We start from the raw sequence: 17019 nt of genomic DNA, 5'->3' as shown, positions 1-17019 counted from the left end.
AGAATATAGGCTCATAGTGCGCTGCCATCAAGATGGCAGATGCCGGCTTGCCATCGCGCGGTGCCACTTTGGGGTCTCGGCAGGAGGCATCACGCTACGCCCCGTCTATACATTGACATGCCGATATTGAGCTCCTATCTGTTACATGTAACATCCTTCGCCGAGGTGATGATGGCAACTCCAGTCAATGAAAGAGTTCGAAAGCGCCGCCAGGCCTTGCAGGCCGCAGGGCTGCGTCCAGTACAGATATGGGTTCCCGATACCCGTCGCCCCGGTTTCGCCGCCGAATGCCATCGTCAGTCGGTTCAGGCAGCCCTTTCCGATGCTGACGATCACGATTTGCAAGATTTCCTTGATGCAGCTCTTTCCGACGTGACCTCCGACGGTGAAGCGTGAGGCGTGGTGACATTGTAACCGTTGCAATCACAGGCGACTTCGGCAAGCCTCGTCCGGCACTGATCATCCAGGCGGATCAGTTCGACGCGACCGGTACAGTTACCGTATTGCTGATTTCTGGCACGCTGATCGATGCGCCGCTCATTCGACCAACAATTGAGCCAACGGAGCTCAGCGGTTTTCGCAAAGTCTCGCAGGTGATGGTGGACAAAACAATGTCCGTGAAACGAGATCGGATTGGTTCGATAATCGGCCGTTTGGAAGACGATGCTCTCTTGGCAGTCACAAGATCACTCGTTGTTTTTTTGGGTATCGCCTGAGGCGAATTCAGACGCAGTCCTCCACGAACGAGCTGATCGCCATGAAGAAATTCGCCGCGGTCGGAGCCGCGCCCGAGCCGAGCTTCGATCTCTTCAAGCTGAGCCTTGAAGGGTGGGATGCAGGCAGCGGGAATAGGGCTGCGTCGCCCTTGCCTTGCCGCCGGCCGAAGGCGCTGGGGTAAGTTGGCGGTTCTCGATAACCGTACTGTCGACGAGATTCTGGGCTATGACGAAAACGGACTTCCCGGCTGATGATAATCGACATCCGCGGGTCGTGGCGATCGCCTTTAGCGAGCCGGAAGCCGAAGCACTCGAGGCAAAGATTGTTGATGCTCCACGGCGCTTCATGACAGCGGCTCCGTCCTCGAGTTGGCAATTGTGATAGAAGCGCGCATGGGTGAGGCAGGCGCTGCGGAACTCGATTTATGGCTTCACAAAACCGGCGTCGAAATCGTCTCGGTCGACACCGACCAGATCGCGATTGCGCGACGCGTTTGGCGTGCGGTAAAGGACGTCATCCGGCAGGTTTGAACTATGGCGACTGCTTCTCGTATGCGCTGGCAAAGACCCGTGGCGAGCCGCTCCTTTTCAAGGGCGATGATTTCTCGCGAACAGACATCGAAACAGTGTGAAGTGGTTCGGTGACAAGCCCGCGAGGGCTTTGAGGGCCTACCAATCAGATCAAAGTTGGACCACAACAGCGCGTACGCACAACTCAACGCGCCGGGGCAACTTTGCCCGACACCCCTGAAGAAATTCTGAAAGGCACCTGATGGAAATCGAAACAGTCACGATCGAAAGCCGGAATGATTTCGCGCAATGGGCAATCGAGCGGGCGCGCGCGATCGTCGCCGAGCAAGGCGGAGACCTGGCGATTGCGGCGCGCGATATGGACGAGCAGGCAATCGCGGCGAGCGGAAACGCACTCGGAAGCGCCATAACCGAGGCTCTCCTCGAAATATTCGACGCTCTGGTGCCAGAAGGCGACGATTAAGCTCAGCGCCCCGTGCGACTATCTGGCGAAGAGATCCTGGGAAAAACCCTCGGTTAGATTGAAGCTCAGCCCGATCTCAAGCAAATTCTCCGGAAACCAAGGAGTTTTCACAAATGCAGTCCGGCTTGGCGACCGTCATTATTGCGGATGACGGCTACAGCGAACATGTCGCCTTTGAGCTGACGAACAGATCTGGGCTGATCTTCGCCCGCCAGGAGTTTCTCGTGCGCGCGAAGAACGCCAGGAATGTGCGCCTGTCACTTTTGACCGCCCGCTCAGAACATACCATTCGCATCGGTAATATCGATGCAAGCTGCGCCAGTTTCTCCATCCTTCAGGACCTTACGCCCTCCTGAAAATCTGCACAGCCGGTCGATACGCTCACACGACTGGAAGAATCCTGTCCGCAAAGGCCATTGACAGCTTTTCGATGCCACTCAAGATCGTGGCCGCACGCTCAGGATCGCGGCGGCTCAACGTTTGAGCGCCGCGCCGCTTCTCGAACACGTCGCGACACTAAACCGCAAATCGCTGTCATCGATTGAGGAAATCCACTTTTTGACGTTGGCATTCCCCCGTGTGCCCCGAGCTCTCGGATGACGTTTTCATCTAAAAGATAGGCGGTCACGGGATCAACCGCGGTGAAACTTCATCATTATCAGGACCGATATCGAAAGCGCCGAAGCTTCTGAAGACGTTGTGTCAGATCCTCATCAATTGTTGCCAGATCCAGAACGACTTCGCCGAGCGCTACTTTATGGGCATCGGAAAAGAGTTGCGTGATAGCTTTATTAGAGGCTGCGCCGCCCAGCCGGAGTTAGGTCGCGTCCCAGCCCGTCGGACGGCTGGCATTCTTCCTGTCGACCCCGGAAAATGCTCGCCATGCGCTTCCCGTGGAGAAAATCGCTCCGAAGTCCGAATAGGTTCATATATGTCTGGCCGAACGTTCGGTCATCCAAGAGCCCGTTATCCGGCGTACGTTGCGTCGCTCCGAGATCTTTCCCACCGACCATGTCAGCCGCGGACCGGCCGTGCAGCTCGGCTGTGGAAAGGCCAAAGCCACCCAGAGACTGAGCGAGAAGAGCGTTTCGCGTTCGATCGCTTCGGTCCAGAAGAGTGCGTCCTCACGTCCGCTTACCCAATATCGAAAATCCCAGCCTCTGAGATTGGCATTGTGCGTGCCGCTGGAGCGTAGTTAATTCTTGCGCTGTCCATTGGATGGTCGCTAAACATGCTTCCATGTCTGTGAGCTTTGGTGGCCGACAAGCGAACCCGGTCTAACCGAATTAGAGAATCGAAAAAGCAGTATGGTGACCCGACATCTTTCTCTTCCGCGCGATCGGATTTCCGTTCTTCTGCTTGAAGGCGTGAGCCAGAGCGCTGTGGACTACTTTTCGTCATCCGGCTACGTCAACCTGACCCATTTGCCGAAGGCTCTGGATGACAAAGATCTCAAAAGTCAGATAGCCGATGCGCATATTGTCGGAATTCGTTCGCGCACCCATCTCACGGAAGAAATATTCAGTTCCGCCAAAAAGCTCATTGCCGTCGGTTGTTTCTCTGTAGGGACAAATCAGGTCGACCTGGATGCTGCCCGCCGGCGCGGAATCCCCGTATTCAACGCTCCTTACTCGAACACTCGCTCGGTCGCCGAGCTTGTGATCGGTGAGATCATTATGCTGACCAGGCGGATTTTCCCGCGTTCGGCTTCCGCTCATGAAGGTGGGTGGGATAAAACCGCCGAAGGTAGTCGTGAGGTGCGCGGCAAAACGCTGGGCATCGTGGGCTACGGCAATATCGGTTCGCAGCTAAGCGTTCTTGCCGAAAGCATGGGCATGAACGTTCGCTATTTTGATCCTTCAGACAAGCTGCGCCATGGCAATTCGGAGTCGATGGCAACGCTCGGCGAACTCCTTGAAATCTCAGATTTTGTGACGATGCATGTTCCAGAAACCAGCTCGACGCAAAACATGATAACTGAGGCCGAACTGCGCAGGATGAAAAAGGGAGCCATTTTCATCAATAATTCCCGCGGAACCGTCGTGGATCTTGAAGCGCTTGCGACGGCTTTGAAAGAAGGACATCTCGCAGGCGCGGCTGTGGACGTATTCCCGAAGGAGCCGGCATCAAATAAAGAACGTTTTGAAACACCGCTGCAAGGTTTGGATAATGTCATTCTGACCCCGCATATTGGCGGCTCGACGGAAGAAGCCCAAGAGCGAATTGGAAGAGAGGTCTCGAGGAAGCTTGTCGAATATTCGGACGTCGGCTCGACGCTAGGCGCTGTCAACTTTCCCCAGGTTCAACTGCCGCCACGTCCAAACGGCACGCGTTTCATCCACGTTCATGAAAATCGCCCTGGCATTCTAAACAATCTGAATGCGATCTTTTCGTCCCGTGGACTTAATATTGTCGGTGAGTTCCTGCAGACGTACGGCGAAATGGGTTACGTCGTCATTGAAGCTGAGGGCGTTGGTCAGACAGCGGGTGGCATACTTGATGCGCTTCGCCAGATTCCGGGAACGATACGAGCTCGATTGCTTTACTGACACCGGTTGGCATTCTTGAATGCCTCTCGCGCACTTTCATCGCCGTCAGCGATCAAATTAGGTCGAGATTTCACGCAATGAGGGCGACTTTCGCCAAAGTGCTATTCAGGCGTGAAGCGATCCGAACCGGCGTCCTGCAAATTCAATCTCGAGGGCGCGACATTGATTTATGGAGCATCGACGACCAACCGATCTCATTGCGTGATATTTACATCGGCAGAGTAATTGACTCAGGCGCTCATGGCACGGTGTTCGAGGGAACAGAAGCGGCACTTGAGAGGAAGGTAGCCGTTAAAGTGTGGTATCGACCGGTTATCGGAAGTGAGATGTACAGATAACTTGTACGTATGCTTTGGCGATGGTACCGTTGCCGCAAGAGCAAAATTTGGGGGCCACGATGCCACAAACCAGCTACAAGATCAGCGAGGCGCGCAAGAAGTTTGCCGAAGTCCTCGAACGCGCCAACCAGGGCGAGGAAATTGTGATCATGCGCGGCACGCAAGTCTACGCCCGCATCGGCCCGGCCGACCCTGGCGGCAAACGGCCGTTCGGGCTGTTGCGGCAACACGGCCTTCCAGACGATCTGTTCGATGACCACGACTCCGAACAGGCGGGGATCGACGCCGGCGACAGGAACGACGATGTTGGCGTCTGGCAAGGCAAGCCTGACGACCGCGACAAGCGCTCGTGAAGGTGCTGCTCGATAGCCATGCAGTCTATTGGTGGACCATCGGCAGCTCCCGCCTGTCCGGGAAGGCCCGGTCGCTGATCGAGGACAAGGCCAACACCATCTTCGTCAGCGCCGTCTCGTTCTACGAGCTCGACAACAAGATGCGCCTGAAGAAGCTCGACTTGAAGCCGCAGGAATTACGCGCCGCCGTGACCGCCAGCGGACTGCAGACGCTCGCCATCAGCGATCTGCATGCCGAACTGGCGGCCGCCTTCGACTGGGACCATCTCGATCCCTGGGACCGGATCCTGGCGGCCCAGGCACGACTGGAACATTGCGCTTTCGTGTCGAGCGATGTGGTGTTCGACGCGCTCTTGCACGAGCGGGTCTGGTAAGGGGCAACGGCGATGAAGATTTGCGTCGAAATTGCCGAGGCAGCGGAACGTCTTGAAGAATTGATCGACCTTGCTCTGCGCGATGATGAGGTGATCATCTGCCGTGCCGGGCAGCCCATCGCGGTCCTCACCGCGATTCCGAAGGCGGACAAGAGAACGATCGAGGCTGTTTGGGCGCTTGTCGCCGAGCAAAGACCGACTGATGGAGACCAGACTTCGAACCACGACGACTTCTACGACGACAACGGTCTGCCAAAATGAGCAAGCCGTCGTCACCGTCGATCGAAAAACGTGCCGTGGAACGCGACACGATCGCCGCGGTGCTGCCGATCGAGCGGCGCGACGAACTGGCCGAACTCTTGACCGACCAGGATGTCGAGACCCTGCGGCATCTGGTCAACGAGGGCATGGGCGACAATACGCTGCGGGCCCTGACCTCCGACCTCGCCTACCTGCAGGCCTGGTCGCTGGCCGCCACCGGCGATCCCCTGCCCTGGCCGGCGGCGGAGGCGCTGCTGTTGAAATTCGTCGCCCATCTTCTCTGGGATCCGCGACAGCGCGAAACTGAACCGGACCACGCCATGCCGGCGGGCGTCGAGCACAGCCTCCGCGATCAAGGCTTTCTCCGATCGGCGGGACCGCACGCACCGGACACGGTGCGCCGCCGATTGGCCAGCTGGTCGACGCTGACCAAATGGCGCGGACTAACAGGGTTCTTCGCCTCCCCTGCGCTGAAGTCGGCGATCCGCCTCGCAGTCCGCGCCACGCCGCGGCCGCGTCGACGCAAGAGCGCGAAAGCGGTGACGGCCGATGTCCTCACGAAACTGCTGGCGACCTGCACTAGCGACAGTCTGCGCGACATCAGGGATCGGGCAATCCTGATGGTGGCGTTTGCCTCCGGCGGCCGTCGTCGCAGCGAGGTGGCCGGCCTGCGCACGGAGCAACTGACGGCCGAGGCGCCGGTTGCGGGTGAAGACGGCACGCCCCTGCCCTCGCTCGCCATTCACCTCGGCCGCACGAAGACATCGCGCGCCGATCAGGACGAGGTGGTGTATCTGACCGGCCGGCCGGTCGAGGCGCTGAACGCCTGGCTGGCGGCCGCCAGGATCGAGAGCGGCAGCGCGTTTCGCAAGATCGACCGCTGGGGCAACCTGTCGAAGCGCGCGCTGGATCCGAAATCGGTGAACGACATTGTCAAGCAGCGGGCAGCGCTGGCCGGCCTGGGGCCGGGCGAGTTTTGCGCGCATGGGCTGCGGTCGGGCTATCTGACCGAGGCCGCCAACCGGGCATTCCGCTCCTCGAAGCGATGCAGCAATCATTGCACAGATCGGTGACGCAGGCAGCGCGTTACTACGACAATGCCGAACAGAAGAATGATCGTGCGGCACGTTTGGTCATTTAGCCGGTAATATCTCTATCTTCGGGGCGATTTCGAGTGAGCGATCGGCTTCGATTGACGACCTCCGGCATGTTTGGAGACAGCTGTGCAATGACTCTACGCGAAGGGTAATGCGGGATGGACGACGCGGCTCGGCCTTGAAATTATCCCTGCAAATCTGGAATTACTCTCCATAAATGCAAGGATGATTGAGCGCCGACCGCGGGCTTTGCAGCATTTCCGCCGCACAGGGCCGCTGACGCGCTCGCTGCGACCGGCATGCGGCGTTTTGTGTCCGCGACCAGAAAACGCAGCTGACGATCGCGATTTGCGAGATTTCCGTGATGCCTCTCTTTCCGACGGGCAGCGCTTAAGGGCGAATTCAGACGCAGTCCTCCACGAATGAGCTTGATTCCCATGAAGAAATTCGCCGAGGTTCGGAGCCGCCGCCGATCTGGGCTTCGATCTGACTGGTCCCTTCCCAGTTTTCTTGAAGCTGAGCCCTTCAGGTCGTGAGCTATAGAGTAAGTTGCTATAGCTCATAAACTATGTGAAAAATGAGTTATAGAAAGGACATCTATACCTCATGACGTGGAATTGGACGCAGCAAGGCTGGCCTCAATTCATATATGACGAGGCTCAGCTCAAGACACACGAAAACAATTTCCTTCTATCTTCGGGGGAAATGATCGGAGCTGTTCGATATGTCAGTGAAGAGGAACGCAATCTGCTGCGCGTCGAACTTCTAAGCGACGAGGCTATAAAAACCTCGGAGATCGAAGGTGAAGTGCTCGATCGACTAAGCGTCCAATCTTCGTTGCGCCGGCAATTCGGTCTCGATGCTGACAACCGGCCAGTAAAGCCGCAGGAGCGCGGAATTGCGGAAATGATGGTCGATGTGTACGAGACTTGGTCAGACCCTCTCAATCACGAAACTCTGTTTCGCTGGCATGGGATGCTGATGACCGCAAACCGTCATCTTGAAGTGATCGGCGGCTATCGGACCCATGATGACGCCATGCAGATCGTGTCGGGCCGTGTCGACAAGCCAACCGTGCACTATGAAGCTCCACCTTCAAGGCAAGTGCCGGCAGAAATGGAAGCTTATATTGACTGGTTCAACACTTCGGCGCCGACCGGTGAACGCCCTCTGCCCGCCCTGACGCGAGCGGGATTGGGTCATCTATACCTCGAAAGCATCCACCCATTTGAAGATGGCAATGGCCGGATTGGCCGGGCGCTTGCTGAAAAATCACTGGCGCAGAATATCGGCCAACCGAGCCCGATTGCGCTTGCCTACACGATTGAGAGCAGCCGCAAGGCCTACTACGATCAGCTCGAACGCCATCAGCGCACGCTCGATATCACTGGATGGCTGGTCTACTTCGCCGAAACCGTTCTCGCGGCACAACAGACGACCCTGGAACGTGTGGCCTTCTTCATCGACAAGGCCCAATTCTATGACCGCTTTCGCCAGCAGCTCAACGAACGGCAGGAGAAGGTCATTGCTCGCATGTTTCGTGAGGGCCCAATGGGTTTCAAGGGTGGACTAAGCGCCGAGAACTATATCTCGATCACGCGAACTTCCCGAGCGACCGCCACGCGCGACCTTCATGATCTAGTGGAAAGAGGTGCGCTCAAGCGTGCGGGTGAGCGACGGTACACGCGCTATGTCCTGAACCTGTCAGGGACTAAATAGCGAAAAACAACGGCACTTGCCAAGGCCTCAAGCTGCAACGGCGCTTGTCTAGCTCGGTGAGCAACGAAACTCCGCTCCCTTGCCGGCAATCACTTGTCGCTCTGGTGGTCTCGGTCTTGATCACTTTGAGCCCCATTGATCAAAAGTCGGACAATGGAGTGATCAAAAATCGCCCGCGCGCAGTCTGCGCCAATAGACGATCACCCGGAACGGATTGCCTGATGTCGTTGTCGTCTCTGACAGGGGATCGCAAAGGAAGTCACGCAAAGGCGAGCTTGCTCAGTTCTTGGTGGAATCGCCGATCGCGGTGCCGACTTGGACTGCGCACCAACGCGACGAGAAGGAGAATTTGTCCCTGTGAAGCGCATATCCGAACCAATGGTTGGTCCGGTGCGCTCTGATGGTCATTGATGTCGGATCAGGAAGCGCGTACGCACAACTCAACGCGCCGGGCAACTTTGCCCGACACCCCTGAAGAAATTCTGAAAGGCACTTGATGGAAATCGAAACAGTCACGATCGAAAGCCGGAATGATTTCGCGCAATGGGCAATCGAGCGGGCGCGCGCGATCGTCGCCGAGCAAGGCGGAGACCTGGCGATCGCGGCGCGCGATATGGACGAGCAGGCAATCGCGGCGAGCGGAAACGCACTCGGAAGCGCCATAACCGAGGCTCTCCTCGAAATATTCGACGCTCTGGTGCCGGAAGGCGACGATTGAGTTCGGCGCTTCGTGCGACTACCTGGCGAAGAGATCATGGGAAAACCCCTCGGTCCAATTGAAGCTCAACCCTATCTCTAGAGCGGATCATTGCTTATCGGAATCGGTGCGGGATTCCCAAATCAGCAGATTTGTGATTCATCATGGATGCTGGAATGGAGGCCAGCATCCATGACGCGACCCTATTCGAATGATCTTCGTGAGCGAGTCGTTGCAGCGGTTGTGGACGGTCAGAGCTGCCGGGTGGTGGCGGAGCGGTTCGACATAGCTGTCTCATCCGTGGTGAAGTGGTCGCAGCGTTATCGGACCACCGGTAGTGTGTCGCCCGGCAAGATGGGCGGCCATCGCCGACGTGTGCTGGAGCCGCACCGCGCCTTCATCGTCGAGCAGATCGAGCAGACATCACATCTGACGCTACATCGGCTGAAGGATGAGTTGGCCGCCCGCGGCGTGAGCGTCTCCCACAATGCCATCTGGCAGTTCATGCGCCGCGAGGGCTTGAGCTTTAAAAAAAACCCTGTTCGCCCTTGAGCAGGGCCGCGTCGACATTGCCCGGCGCAGAGCCCGCTGGAAAGCCTGGCAAAACCGCTTCGATCCGAAGCGGCTCGTCTTCATCGACGAGACCTGGATCCGCACCAACATGGCGCCGTTACGCGGCTGGGGGCCGAGGGGCAAAAGATTGGGCGGCTTTGCCCCGCATGGCCGCTGGCGCACCCTGACCTTCCTCGGCGCCCTACGCTGCGACAAGCTCACTGCGCCCTGCGTCTTCGACGGTCCCATTAATGGCGAATGCTTCCACGCCTATGTCCGCCAGCAGTTGATCCCGACCCTCAAGCCTGGCGACATCGTCATCCTCGATAATCTCGGCTCTCACAAAGCCAAGGCCATCCGCGATGCCATCAGGGCCGTCGGCGCCAGGCTATGGTTCCTGCCGAAATATTCCCCCGACCTTAATCCGATCGAGCAAGCCTTCGCCAAGATCAAGCACTGGATGCGCCAGGCTCAAAAGCGAACCATCGAGGAAACGTGGCGCCATCTGGGCTTACTCGCCGACACCATAAAGCCAGAGGAATGCGCCAACTACTTCTCAAATGCCGGCTACGCTTCCGTCAAAACATGAAAGGCTCTAGCAAAATCTCCGGAAACCAAGGAAAGGGCGACTTTCGCCAAAGTGCTGTTCAGGCGTGAAGCGATCCGAACCGGCGTCCTGCAAATTCAATCTCGAGGGCGCGACATTGATTTATGGAGCAATTAGCTGTCGATACCCATCACGACCGTCGCTACCGGGTGCTCTCGCGAACAATCAGCTCGGGCTGGATGGTGACATGAGGAGGTCGCGGCTTACCGTCACTGATATCGAGCAGCAGCTTTCCCGCTTCCGTTCCAATTTCGTGTGAGCGAGCGTTGATTGTCGTCAGCATTGGCACACAGATGCCGCCGATTTCATAGTCGCCGAAGCCGCCTATGGCGATATCGTCGGGGATCTGGATCCCGCGCCGCTGACATTCGGTCAATGCACCGAAAGCGGAAAGGTCAGAGACGCATATCACAGCTTCAGTGTCCGGAAATTCGGTGAGCAACCTTGCCATCGCCTGCGCTCCTTCGCGCATCGAAATCGGCGGCACGCCAGCACTGATCAGTCTCGACGCGTCCAGATCATGAGCACGCATCGCATTGATAAAGCCATGACGGCGATCGCTGCCGCGGGTGTCGCGGCTCGCATCACCGCCGATGAAGGCAATCCTTCGGTAGCCCACGGCCACGAAGTGATCCACCATCCCTTTGACGGCATCGGCATTCGAGAAGCCGACATAGTATCCGATCGGATCGGGCGGCGCGTCCCAGGTTTCGATGACAGGTATATTGGCGTTTTCGAGCAACCGGCGGCCGCGTGGCGTGTGTTTTCCGCCGGTAACAACGATCGCCTGCGGTTTGCGTCGCAGGAGCTGCTCGATCAGCCGCTCCTCTTCCACAACGTCATAATTGGTGTAGCCGAGCAATATCTGCAGGCCGCGCGGCGCAAGCGTCTCCGACAGTCCACGCACGGTGTCGGCAAAGTTCGCGTTGTTGATCGACGGGATCGTCACCGCCACAAAATCGGTCTTCTGCGACCGCAGATTGGAAGCGGTGGCGTCGAAGACGTAACCCAGCTCTTCGGCGGCGTTGAGAATGGCATTGCGCGTTTCGGGGCTGATCAAGCTCTCGCCCTTGAAAGCCCGCGAAACCGTCATGGGTGATACGCCCGTGACACGGGCGATATCGGCCATGGTCGGTGGCTTGCGGGTCTGCATCAGATGGCTCAGCTCATTTGTGTTATCGATACCATATCCAATACGGCTCGCCTTCACCTTTTGCAAGCAAACGCGTTAAAGCTTGAATTCATTCGCAAGCGTTACGTGATGATGGATGCGGCCTTCGAAAAATTGAGACAATACCTGCTCGGTCGCTGCCCGCGCTTGCATCCGCGCGGAGCTTGCGAGCGCCGCGTCGACCGCAGCCAGATCGGGATAGTTGACGGCGAGGATCATCGGGAATTCGGGCGCACCGTCGTCGCGGGCCTCGGCGAAGGAGACGCGCACGTCGAGCGCTCCTGGAAACTGCTTCCACTTCGGAAGGATGACGTCCATCACGGCGTTCCGGAAGGCTGCAGTCTGTCCGTCCTTCACCTTGCCTTCGAACAATGCGTATCGTGTGATCATTGCTTGATCTCTCCTTTTGGTCCCTTGAAGAATTCCATCAATGCGGCCTGATCCTCGCCGCCAAGACCGGCTGCAGTCAGCATTCTGTGGACCTCGGCGCAAACTGCCGTCAGCGGCATTGCCGTATTCGTCCGACGGGCAAGATCCTGCGCACCGTTCAGGTCTTTCACCATGTTGTCGATGCGACCGGTACGGCGGTAATCCTTGGCGACGAACCGCGGCATGTATTCCTGCAGGATTGCGCTATCGGCACGTCCGCCACGCAGCGCCTGCGGGATCTTGCCTGCATCAACGCCGGCATCAAGCGCGAGCTGCGTCGCCTCGGCGACCGCGAGAAAATTCAGCCCACACAGCACCTGATTAATAAGCTTCGTGGTCTGCCCTGCCCCGGGAGGTCCCATGTGGGTATAGTTGGATGCAACATGCTTCAGCAGTCGATGAGCATCGGCGACGTCTTGCGGGTGCCCCCCGGCCATGAGTGTTAGTTCACCAGTCAGCGCCTTCGGCGCGCCACCCGACAGCGGACTGTCCACCCAACGCAGCCCCTTTTGTTCAGCCTCGGTCGCCAGCTGGCGTGTTGCCTCCGGATCTATCGACGACATGTCGATGAACAGCGTTCCCGGGCGAGCACCGGCAGCAGCTCCATTGGGACCGAAAGCCGCGGCATGCACGATGCGCGGGGAATTCAGGCTGAAGACAACGAAGTCGGCTGAGGCAGCGGCCTCGCTGGCACTCGCCGCGGGCGAGGCACCGAGCGCCGTCAGGCTTGCAACCTTTTCTGCATCGAGGTCGAAGACCGTCAGGTGATTTCCCGTCTGCACAAGGCGCGTTCCGATCGCCCCGCCCATCGCCCCTGCCCCAATGAGTGCTACCCGGTTCGTCATCGTTCTTCCTCCAATAATCCAGCGACGATCTGAGCAACGATTGCGTTGATGGGCTGGCTGATATCGACTGTAATTGCCCGTTCATCATCGCCGGGTGGCTCCAGCGTGGCAAACTGATTGTCGAGCAGGCTCACCGGCATGAAGTGGCCGGATCGAGCGGCAATCCGTTGTCCAATAAGCTCGCGGGAGCCCATCAAATGGACGAAAACGACGTCGCCCGAGGCCACCTGCCTGATGTGGTCCCGATAGGCGCGCTTCAGCGCCGAGCATCCAACAATGACCGCGCTGGAAGGATCGTCAAGCGCTCGTCCGACCGTGGTGAGCCAGGGCCAACGATCGGCGTCGCCGAGGGCTTCTCCGCGGCTCATCTTTGCGATGTTTTCAGCCGGATGAAGGTTGTCGCCGTCGAGATAGACTGCACCGATCCACTCGCCCAACGCCGTTCCGACCGTCGTCTTACCGCTGCCAGAAACGCCCATCAGGACGATGCGCCTTGTGCGCTCAGAGCGAAGCCGTGATGCCGCCATCGACATAAAGAATGTGTCCATTGACAAAGGAAGACGCCTCCGACGCCAGGAAAATGCAGGCCCCGACCAATTCCTCGACATTGCCCCATCGGCCGGCCGGAGTGCGCTTCTCAAGCCAGGCGGAAAAAGCAGGATCGGCAACAAGCGCGGCGTTCAGCGGCGTATCGAAGTAGCCGGGTGCGATCGCATTGCATTGCAGTCCGTACTTCGCCCAATCGGTTGCCATCCCCTTTGTCAGGTTGCCGACTGCGCCCTTGGTTGCCGTATAGGGCGCAATCCCGGGGCGCGCGAGCGCTGTCTGGACACTGGCAATATTGATGATCTTGCCAGCGTGGCGCCCTATCATGTGGCGGGCAACCGCCTGCCCGACATTAAAGACCGAGGCGATATTGGTCTTAAGCAGGCGCTCGAAGGCTTCGACGGGGAAATCTTCGAGCGGCGTGCGATGCTGCATGCCGGCATTGTTGACAAGAATGTCGATCGAGCCCGTGTGCGCCTCGAAGCTGTCGATCGCATCGCGGGCGGCTGCGTGATCGGTAACGTCGAAAGCCAGCGTTCTCGCCCCACGCAGCGAGCGGGCCGCCACCTCAAGCTTTGCTGGGTCCCGCCCGTTCAGCACGATCTGCGCGCCGGCCCTCGCCAGCCCTTGGGCGAGCGCCAGACCAATCCCCTGGGATGAGCCGGTCACGAGCGCCCGCTTGCCCCTCAGATCAAAGAGTTGAAGCGCCAAATTCCTCCCCTTCCGTCTCTCGACAATTCCGTTGCCCGTGTTTATGTTATCGATAACATTCGATGTCAAGGGAGCAAACAGAACAATGACGAAACCGCATATTCTTCAGGTCGGCCCCTATCCGGAATGGGACGAGATTCCGCTGCGGGAGAGCTTCACGGTCCATCGCTATTTCGAGGCCGACGACAAGTCGGCATTCCTCGCGAAGGCAGGCCCCCTGGTTCGGGCAATCGCCACACGAGGCGAATTGGGTGCAGGCAAAGCGATGATCAAGGCCTGCCCTAACCTCGAAATCGTCTCCGTCTATGGCGTCGGATATGATGCCGTGGACCTGGAGACCTGTCGTGCTCGCGGTATCCGTGTCACCAATACGCCGGACGTCCTGACCAACGACGTCGCCGATCTCGGCATTGCGATGATGCTCTGCCAGTCGCGCGGGATGATCGGCGCCGAGCAATGGGTTCGGGACGGAAGCTGGCGGGCAAAGGGTCTCTTTCCGCTAAAGCGCAAGGTCTGGGGTCGTCGGGCCGGCATTCTCGGTCTCGGCCGTATCGGCTTCGAGGTCGCCAAGCGTCTCAAAGGGTTTGACATGGACATCGCCTACAGTGACGTCCAGGCGAAGCCATATGCCGACGGGATGGAGTTCGTCGCGAGCGCGCTCGCCCTTGCCGAACGCTCCGACTTCCTGTTCGTGACGCTCGCCGCCTCGGCGGCCACACGCCATATCGTCGGGCGCGACGTCCTGTCCGCGCTTGGTCCGGACGGAATGCTGATCAATATCTCGCGCGCTTCCAACATTGACGAGGAAGCCCTGCTCGATGCCCTCGAGAACCACAAGCTCGGCTCTGCCGCGCTTGACGTCTTCGAAGGAGAACCCAATCTCAATCCCCGCTTCCTCAAACTCGGCAACGTGCTTCTTCAGCCGCATCATGCATCGGGAACGATCGAAACGCGCAAGGCCATGGGGCAGCTCGTGCGCGACAATCTGACGGCGCATTTCGCCGGCGGGACCCTGCCAACCCCGGTCCTGTGAGGTCATCGATGAAAGCCATAATAGCTCACGCAGCACGCGACATCCGCCTCGAAGACGTCCCCGAAGAGGACCCCGGTCCGGGAGAAGTCAAGCTTCGGCTTGCAGCAGGCGGCATCTGCGGCAGCGATCTGCACTACTACAATCATGGCGGTTTTGGCACGGTCAGGCTGAAGCAGCCGATGATATTGGGTCACGAGGTGTCGGCCATCGTCGAAAATCTCGGTGCGGGCGTCAGCGGCCTGGAAATCGGCCAGCTCGTCGCCGTCTCTCCGTCCCGGCCATGCCGGGAGTGCCGCTATTGCCAGGAGGGATTGTACAATCAATGCCTCAACATGCGCTTTTATGGAAGTGCAATGCCCTTCCCGCATATTCAGGGTGCCTTCCGGCAGTCGTTGGTGGCCGATGCAATCCAATGCATTGCGGCGGATGGCCTTTCCGTCGGGGAGGCGGCGATGGCCGAGCCGCTGGCAGTGACACTGCATGCGACGCGGCGAGCAGGCAGCCTGCTTGGCAAGCGTGTGCTCGTCACCGGCTGCGGTCCGATCGGAATCCTGTCGATCCTCTGCGCCCGTCGGGCCGGGGCGGCTGAGATCGTCGCCGTCGATCTTTCCGCCTTTACGCTTTCGCTCGCCAAGGCGGTGGGCGCCGACCGTGTTATCAACTCCACCGAAGAACCCGATGCGCTTGCCGCATATTCTGCCGACAAGGGAACCTTCGACGTCATCTACGAGTGCTCCGGGGCCGCTACAGCACTTGCAGGCGGTATTGGCGCCCTGCGCCCGCGCGGCATCATCATACAGCTTGGACTTGGCGGCGACATGAACCTGCCGATGATGGCGATCACAGCCAAGGAGCTGGAGCTGCGCGGGTCTTTCCGCTTCCACGAGGAGTTTGCGATCGGGGTCGATCTGATGCGCAAGGGGCTCATCGATGTAAAGCCTCTGATTACACATACGATGGGGCTGGACAGAATGGTGTCGGCCTTTGAGACCGCATCCGACCGTACGCGATCCATGAAGGTTCAGATCGCCTTCTCCTGACGGCGATCTGCCGGACGGCGTAGAGCGCCGCCGCAGCGTCCCGACGAAAAAATCTGGGTTATGCGAAACGACGAAGGGAGGTCCAGGTGTCGTTCTTTGAGATTGTCGACCCCATTTTCAAAACATTCGTACTCGGCAACGCGCCGCTGAAGGAAATCGCTACCGGCTTCGACTGGGTCGAGGGCCCCGTCTGGTTCGGCGATCTGAATTGTCTGGTGTTTTCCGATATTCCGAATAACAGGATGTATCGGTGGATTCCGGAGATTGGCACCAGCGTTTTCCGCGCACCCTCCAATTTTTCAAACGGTAATACCCGCGACCGGCAGGGGCGGCTCGTCAGCTGCGAGCACGGTAGCCGCAGCGTCACGCGGACGGAGACGGACGGATCGATCACCGTCATTGCCGATGGCTACCAGGGCAAGCGTCTGAACTCTCCAAACGACGTGATCGTCGCTTCCGACGGATCGATCTGGTTCTCCGATCCTCACTACGGGATCTCGATGGACTACGAAGGTAGCAAGGCAGAACAGGAGCTGCCTTGCAACGTCTACCGCGTCGATCCGAGCGGAGAGATCACCACCGTCCTGACGGACTTCAACTGCCCGAACGGCCTGGCCTTCAGTCCAGACGAGAGCAAGCTCTACGTTGCCGATACCGGCCGCATCTTCACCGACGACCCGCGTCACATACGAGCCTTCGACGTCGGCTCCGACTGGCGTCTCACCGGGGGCGACGTTTTCCATACCATTGCGCCCGGTTGCGCCGACGGCATGCGCGTCGACAGCGACGGAAATCTCTGGTCGTCGGCCGGGGACGGCGTGCATTGCCTTGCTCCCGACGGGCGTCTGCTCGGCAAGATCCTCGTACCGCAGACCGTTTCCAACGTCTGCTTTGGCGGACGTTACAAGCACGTTCTGTTCATCACCGCATCGACGAGCGTCTATTCCGTGGCCCTCAACAGGCGAGGTTAGGGTTCCACGGCCCCAA

Annotated in this window: 19 protein-coding genes and 2 pseudogenes; 16 read left to right on the top strand and 5 right to left on the bottom strand. The window is 58.8% G+C overall.

The features are described from left to right. Positions 1 to 171 precede the first annotated feature (171 nt). From NBG89_RS22030 to NBG89_RS21970, 13 genes and pseudogenes are all read left to right on the top strand, one after another. Positions 172 to 396, top strand: a complete 225-nt coding sequence (locus NBG89_RS22030) for an antitoxin MazE family protein (RefSeq protein WP_431324516.1) — start codon at positions 172 to 174, stop codon at positions 394 to 396. Further along, a complete protein-coding gene (locus NBG89_RS22025; protein ID WP_431324228.1) occupies positions 393 to 716 on the top strand; it encodes a type II toxin-antitoxin system PemK/MazF family toxin in 324 nt (107 codons plus the stop codon). The genes NBG89_RS22030 and NBG89_RS22025 overlap by 4 nt, the downstream gene beginning before the upstream one ends. Positions 717 to 942: 226 nt before the next feature. Then, positions 943 to 1348, top strand: a pseudogene (locus NBG89_RS22020) (type II toxin-antitoxin system VapC family toxin). Between the two features lie 140 nt (positions 1349 to 1488). Next, a complete protein-coding gene (locus NBG89_RS22015; RefSeq protein WP_431324222.1) occupies positions 1489 to 1710 on the top strand; it encodes a hypothetical protein in 222 nt (73 codons plus the stop codon). A 113-nt stretch (positions 1711 to 1823) separates the two neighbouring features. Then, positions 1824 to 2066: a hypothetical protein gene (locus tag NBG89_RS22010; RefSeq protein ID WP_431324227.1), complete on the top strand. Its 243-nt coding sequence runs from the start codon at positions 1824 to 1826 to the stop codon at positions 2064 to 2066. Positions 2067 to 3020: 954 nt separating this feature from the next. Continuing rightward, complete coding sequence (gene serA / locus NBG89_RS22005; protein WP_431324515.1) at positions 3021 to 4259, top strand: phosphoglycerate dehydrogenase; 1239 nt, start codon at positions 3021 to 3023, stop codon at positions 4257 to 4259. 397 nt (positions 4260 to 4656) lie between these two features. Next, complete coding sequence (locus NBG89_RS22000; RefSeq protein WP_431324226.1) at positions 4657 to 4950, top strand: type II toxin-antitoxin system Phd/YefM family antitoxin; 294 nt, start codon at positions 4657 to 4659, stop codon at positions 4948 to 4950. Continuing rightward, a complete protein-coding gene (locus tag NBG89_RS21995; protein ID WP_431324225.1) occupies positions 4947 to 5324 on the top strand; it encodes a type II toxin-antitoxin system VapC family toxin in 378 nt (125 codons plus the stop codon). Before NBG89_RS22000 ends, NBG89_RS21995 begins: the two co-directional genes overlap by 4 nt. 12 nt (positions 5325 to 5336) lie before the next feature. Further along, positions 5337 to 5585: a type II toxin-antitoxin system Phd/YefM family antitoxin gene (locus NBG89_RS21990; protein WP_431324224.1), complete on the top strand. Its 249-nt coding sequence runs from the start codon at positions 5337 to 5339 to the stop codon at positions 5583 to 5585. After that, positions 5582 to 6726: pseudogene (locus tag NBG89_RS21985) on the top strand (tyrosine-type recombinase/integrase). The gene NBG89_RS21990 and the pseudogene NBG89_RS21985 overlap by 4 nt, the downstream one beginning before the upstream one ends. 562 nt (positions 6727 to 7288) lie before the next feature. Then, on the top strand, positions 7289 to 8401 hold the full coding sequence (locus NBG89_RS21980) for a Fic family protein (protein WP_431324223.1): 1113 nt from the start codon (positions 7289 to 7291) through the stop codon (positions 8399 to 8401). A gap of 496 nt (positions 8402 to 8897) precedes the next feature. After that, positions 8898 to 9119 (top strand): hypothetical protein, encoded by a 222-nt coding sequence (locus tag NBG89_RS21975; protein ID WP_431324222.1) that lies wholly within the window; start codon positions 8898 to 8900, stop codon positions 9117 to 9119. A gap of 171 nt (positions 9120 to 9290) precedes the next feature. Further along, positions 9291 to 10239 (top strand): IS630 family transposase gene (locus NBG89_RS21970; RefSeq protein WP_431324221.1). Its coding sequence is split into 2 segments (ribosomal slippage): positions 9291 to 9626 and positions 9628 to 10239, totalling 948 coding nucleotides; the frame shifts between segments, so codons are not numbered across the junction. A gap of 160 nt (positions 10240 to 10399) precedes the next feature. Here the strand turns inward: NBG89_RS21970 and NBG89_RS21965 are convergent. From NBG89_RS21965 to NBG89_RS21945, 5 genes are all read right to left on the bottom strand, one after another. After that, positions 10400 to 11413: a LacI family DNA-binding transcriptional regulator gene (locus NBG89_RS21965; RefSeq protein WP_431324514.1), complete on the bottom strand. Its 1014-nt coding sequence runs from the start codon at positions 11411 to 11413 to the stop codon at positions 10400 to 10402. A gap of 72 nt (positions 11414 to 11485) precedes the next feature. Then, entirely contained in the window at positions 11486 to 11818 is a 333-nt protein-coding gene (locus tag NBG89_RS21960; protein ID WP_431324220.1) for a hypothetical protein, read from the bottom strand. Beyond that, on the bottom strand, positions 11815 to 12702 hold the full coding sequence (locus NBG89_RS21955; protein ID WP_431324219.1) for an NAD(P)-dependent oxidoreductase: 888 nt from the start codon (positions 12700 to 12702) through the stop codon (positions 11815 to 11817). Before NBG89_RS21955 ends, NBG89_RS21960 begins: the two co-directional genes overlap by 4 nt. Next, the gene (locus NBG89_RS21950) at positions 12699 to 13181 is read right to left on the bottom strand and encodes a gluconokinase (protein ID WP_431324218.1); all 483 of its coding nucleotides are present in this window, start codon (positions 13179 to 13181) and stop codon (positions 12699 to 12701) included. The genes NBG89_RS21955 and NBG89_RS21950 overlap by 4 nt, the downstream gene beginning before the upstream one ends. A gap of 22 nt (positions 13182 to 13203) precedes the next feature. Continuing rightward, positions 13204 to 13959, bottom strand: a complete 756-nt coding sequence (locus tag NBG89_RS21945; protein ID WP_431324217.1) for an SDR family oxidoreductase — start codon at positions 13957 to 13959, stop codon at positions 13204 to 13206. Positions 13960 to 14044: 85 nt separating this feature from the next. Between NBG89_RS21945 and NBG89_RS21940 the strand changes: the two genes are divergently transcribed. The 3 genes from NBG89_RS21940 to NBG89_RS21930 all read left to right on the top strand — a co-directional run bounded on the left by NBG89_RS21940 (position 14045) and on the right by NBG89_RS21930 (position 17003). Next, on the top strand, positions 14045 to 14992 hold the full coding sequence (locus tag NBG89_RS21940; RefSeq protein WP_431324216.1) for a 2-hydroxyacid dehydrogenase: 948 nt from the start codon (positions 14045 to 14047) through the stop codon (positions 14990 to 14992). Between the two features lie 8 nt (positions 14993 to 15000). After that, complete coding sequence (locus NBG89_RS21935) at positions 15001 to 16032, top strand: L-idonate 5-dehydrogenase (RefSeq protein ID WP_431324215.1); 1032 nt, start codon at positions 15001 to 15003, stop codon at positions 16030 to 16032. A gap of 86 nt (positions 16033 to 16118) precedes the next feature. Beyond that, a complete protein-coding gene (locus NBG89_RS21930) occupies positions 16119 to 17003 on the top strand; it encodes an SMP-30/gluconolactonase/LRE family protein (protein WP_431324214.1) in 885 nt (294 codons plus the stop codon). Positions 17004 to 17019 lie beyond the last annotated feature (16 nt).

This window comes from Rhizobium sp. YTU87027, from assembly GCF_050644135.1.
GTDB lineage: Bacteria > Pseudomonadota > Alphaproteobacteria > Rhizobiales > Rhizobiaceae > Rhizobium.
The sequence above is the reverse complement of the archived record's forward strand: the minus strand, read 5'-3'. Positions and strand labels throughout refer to the sequence as shown.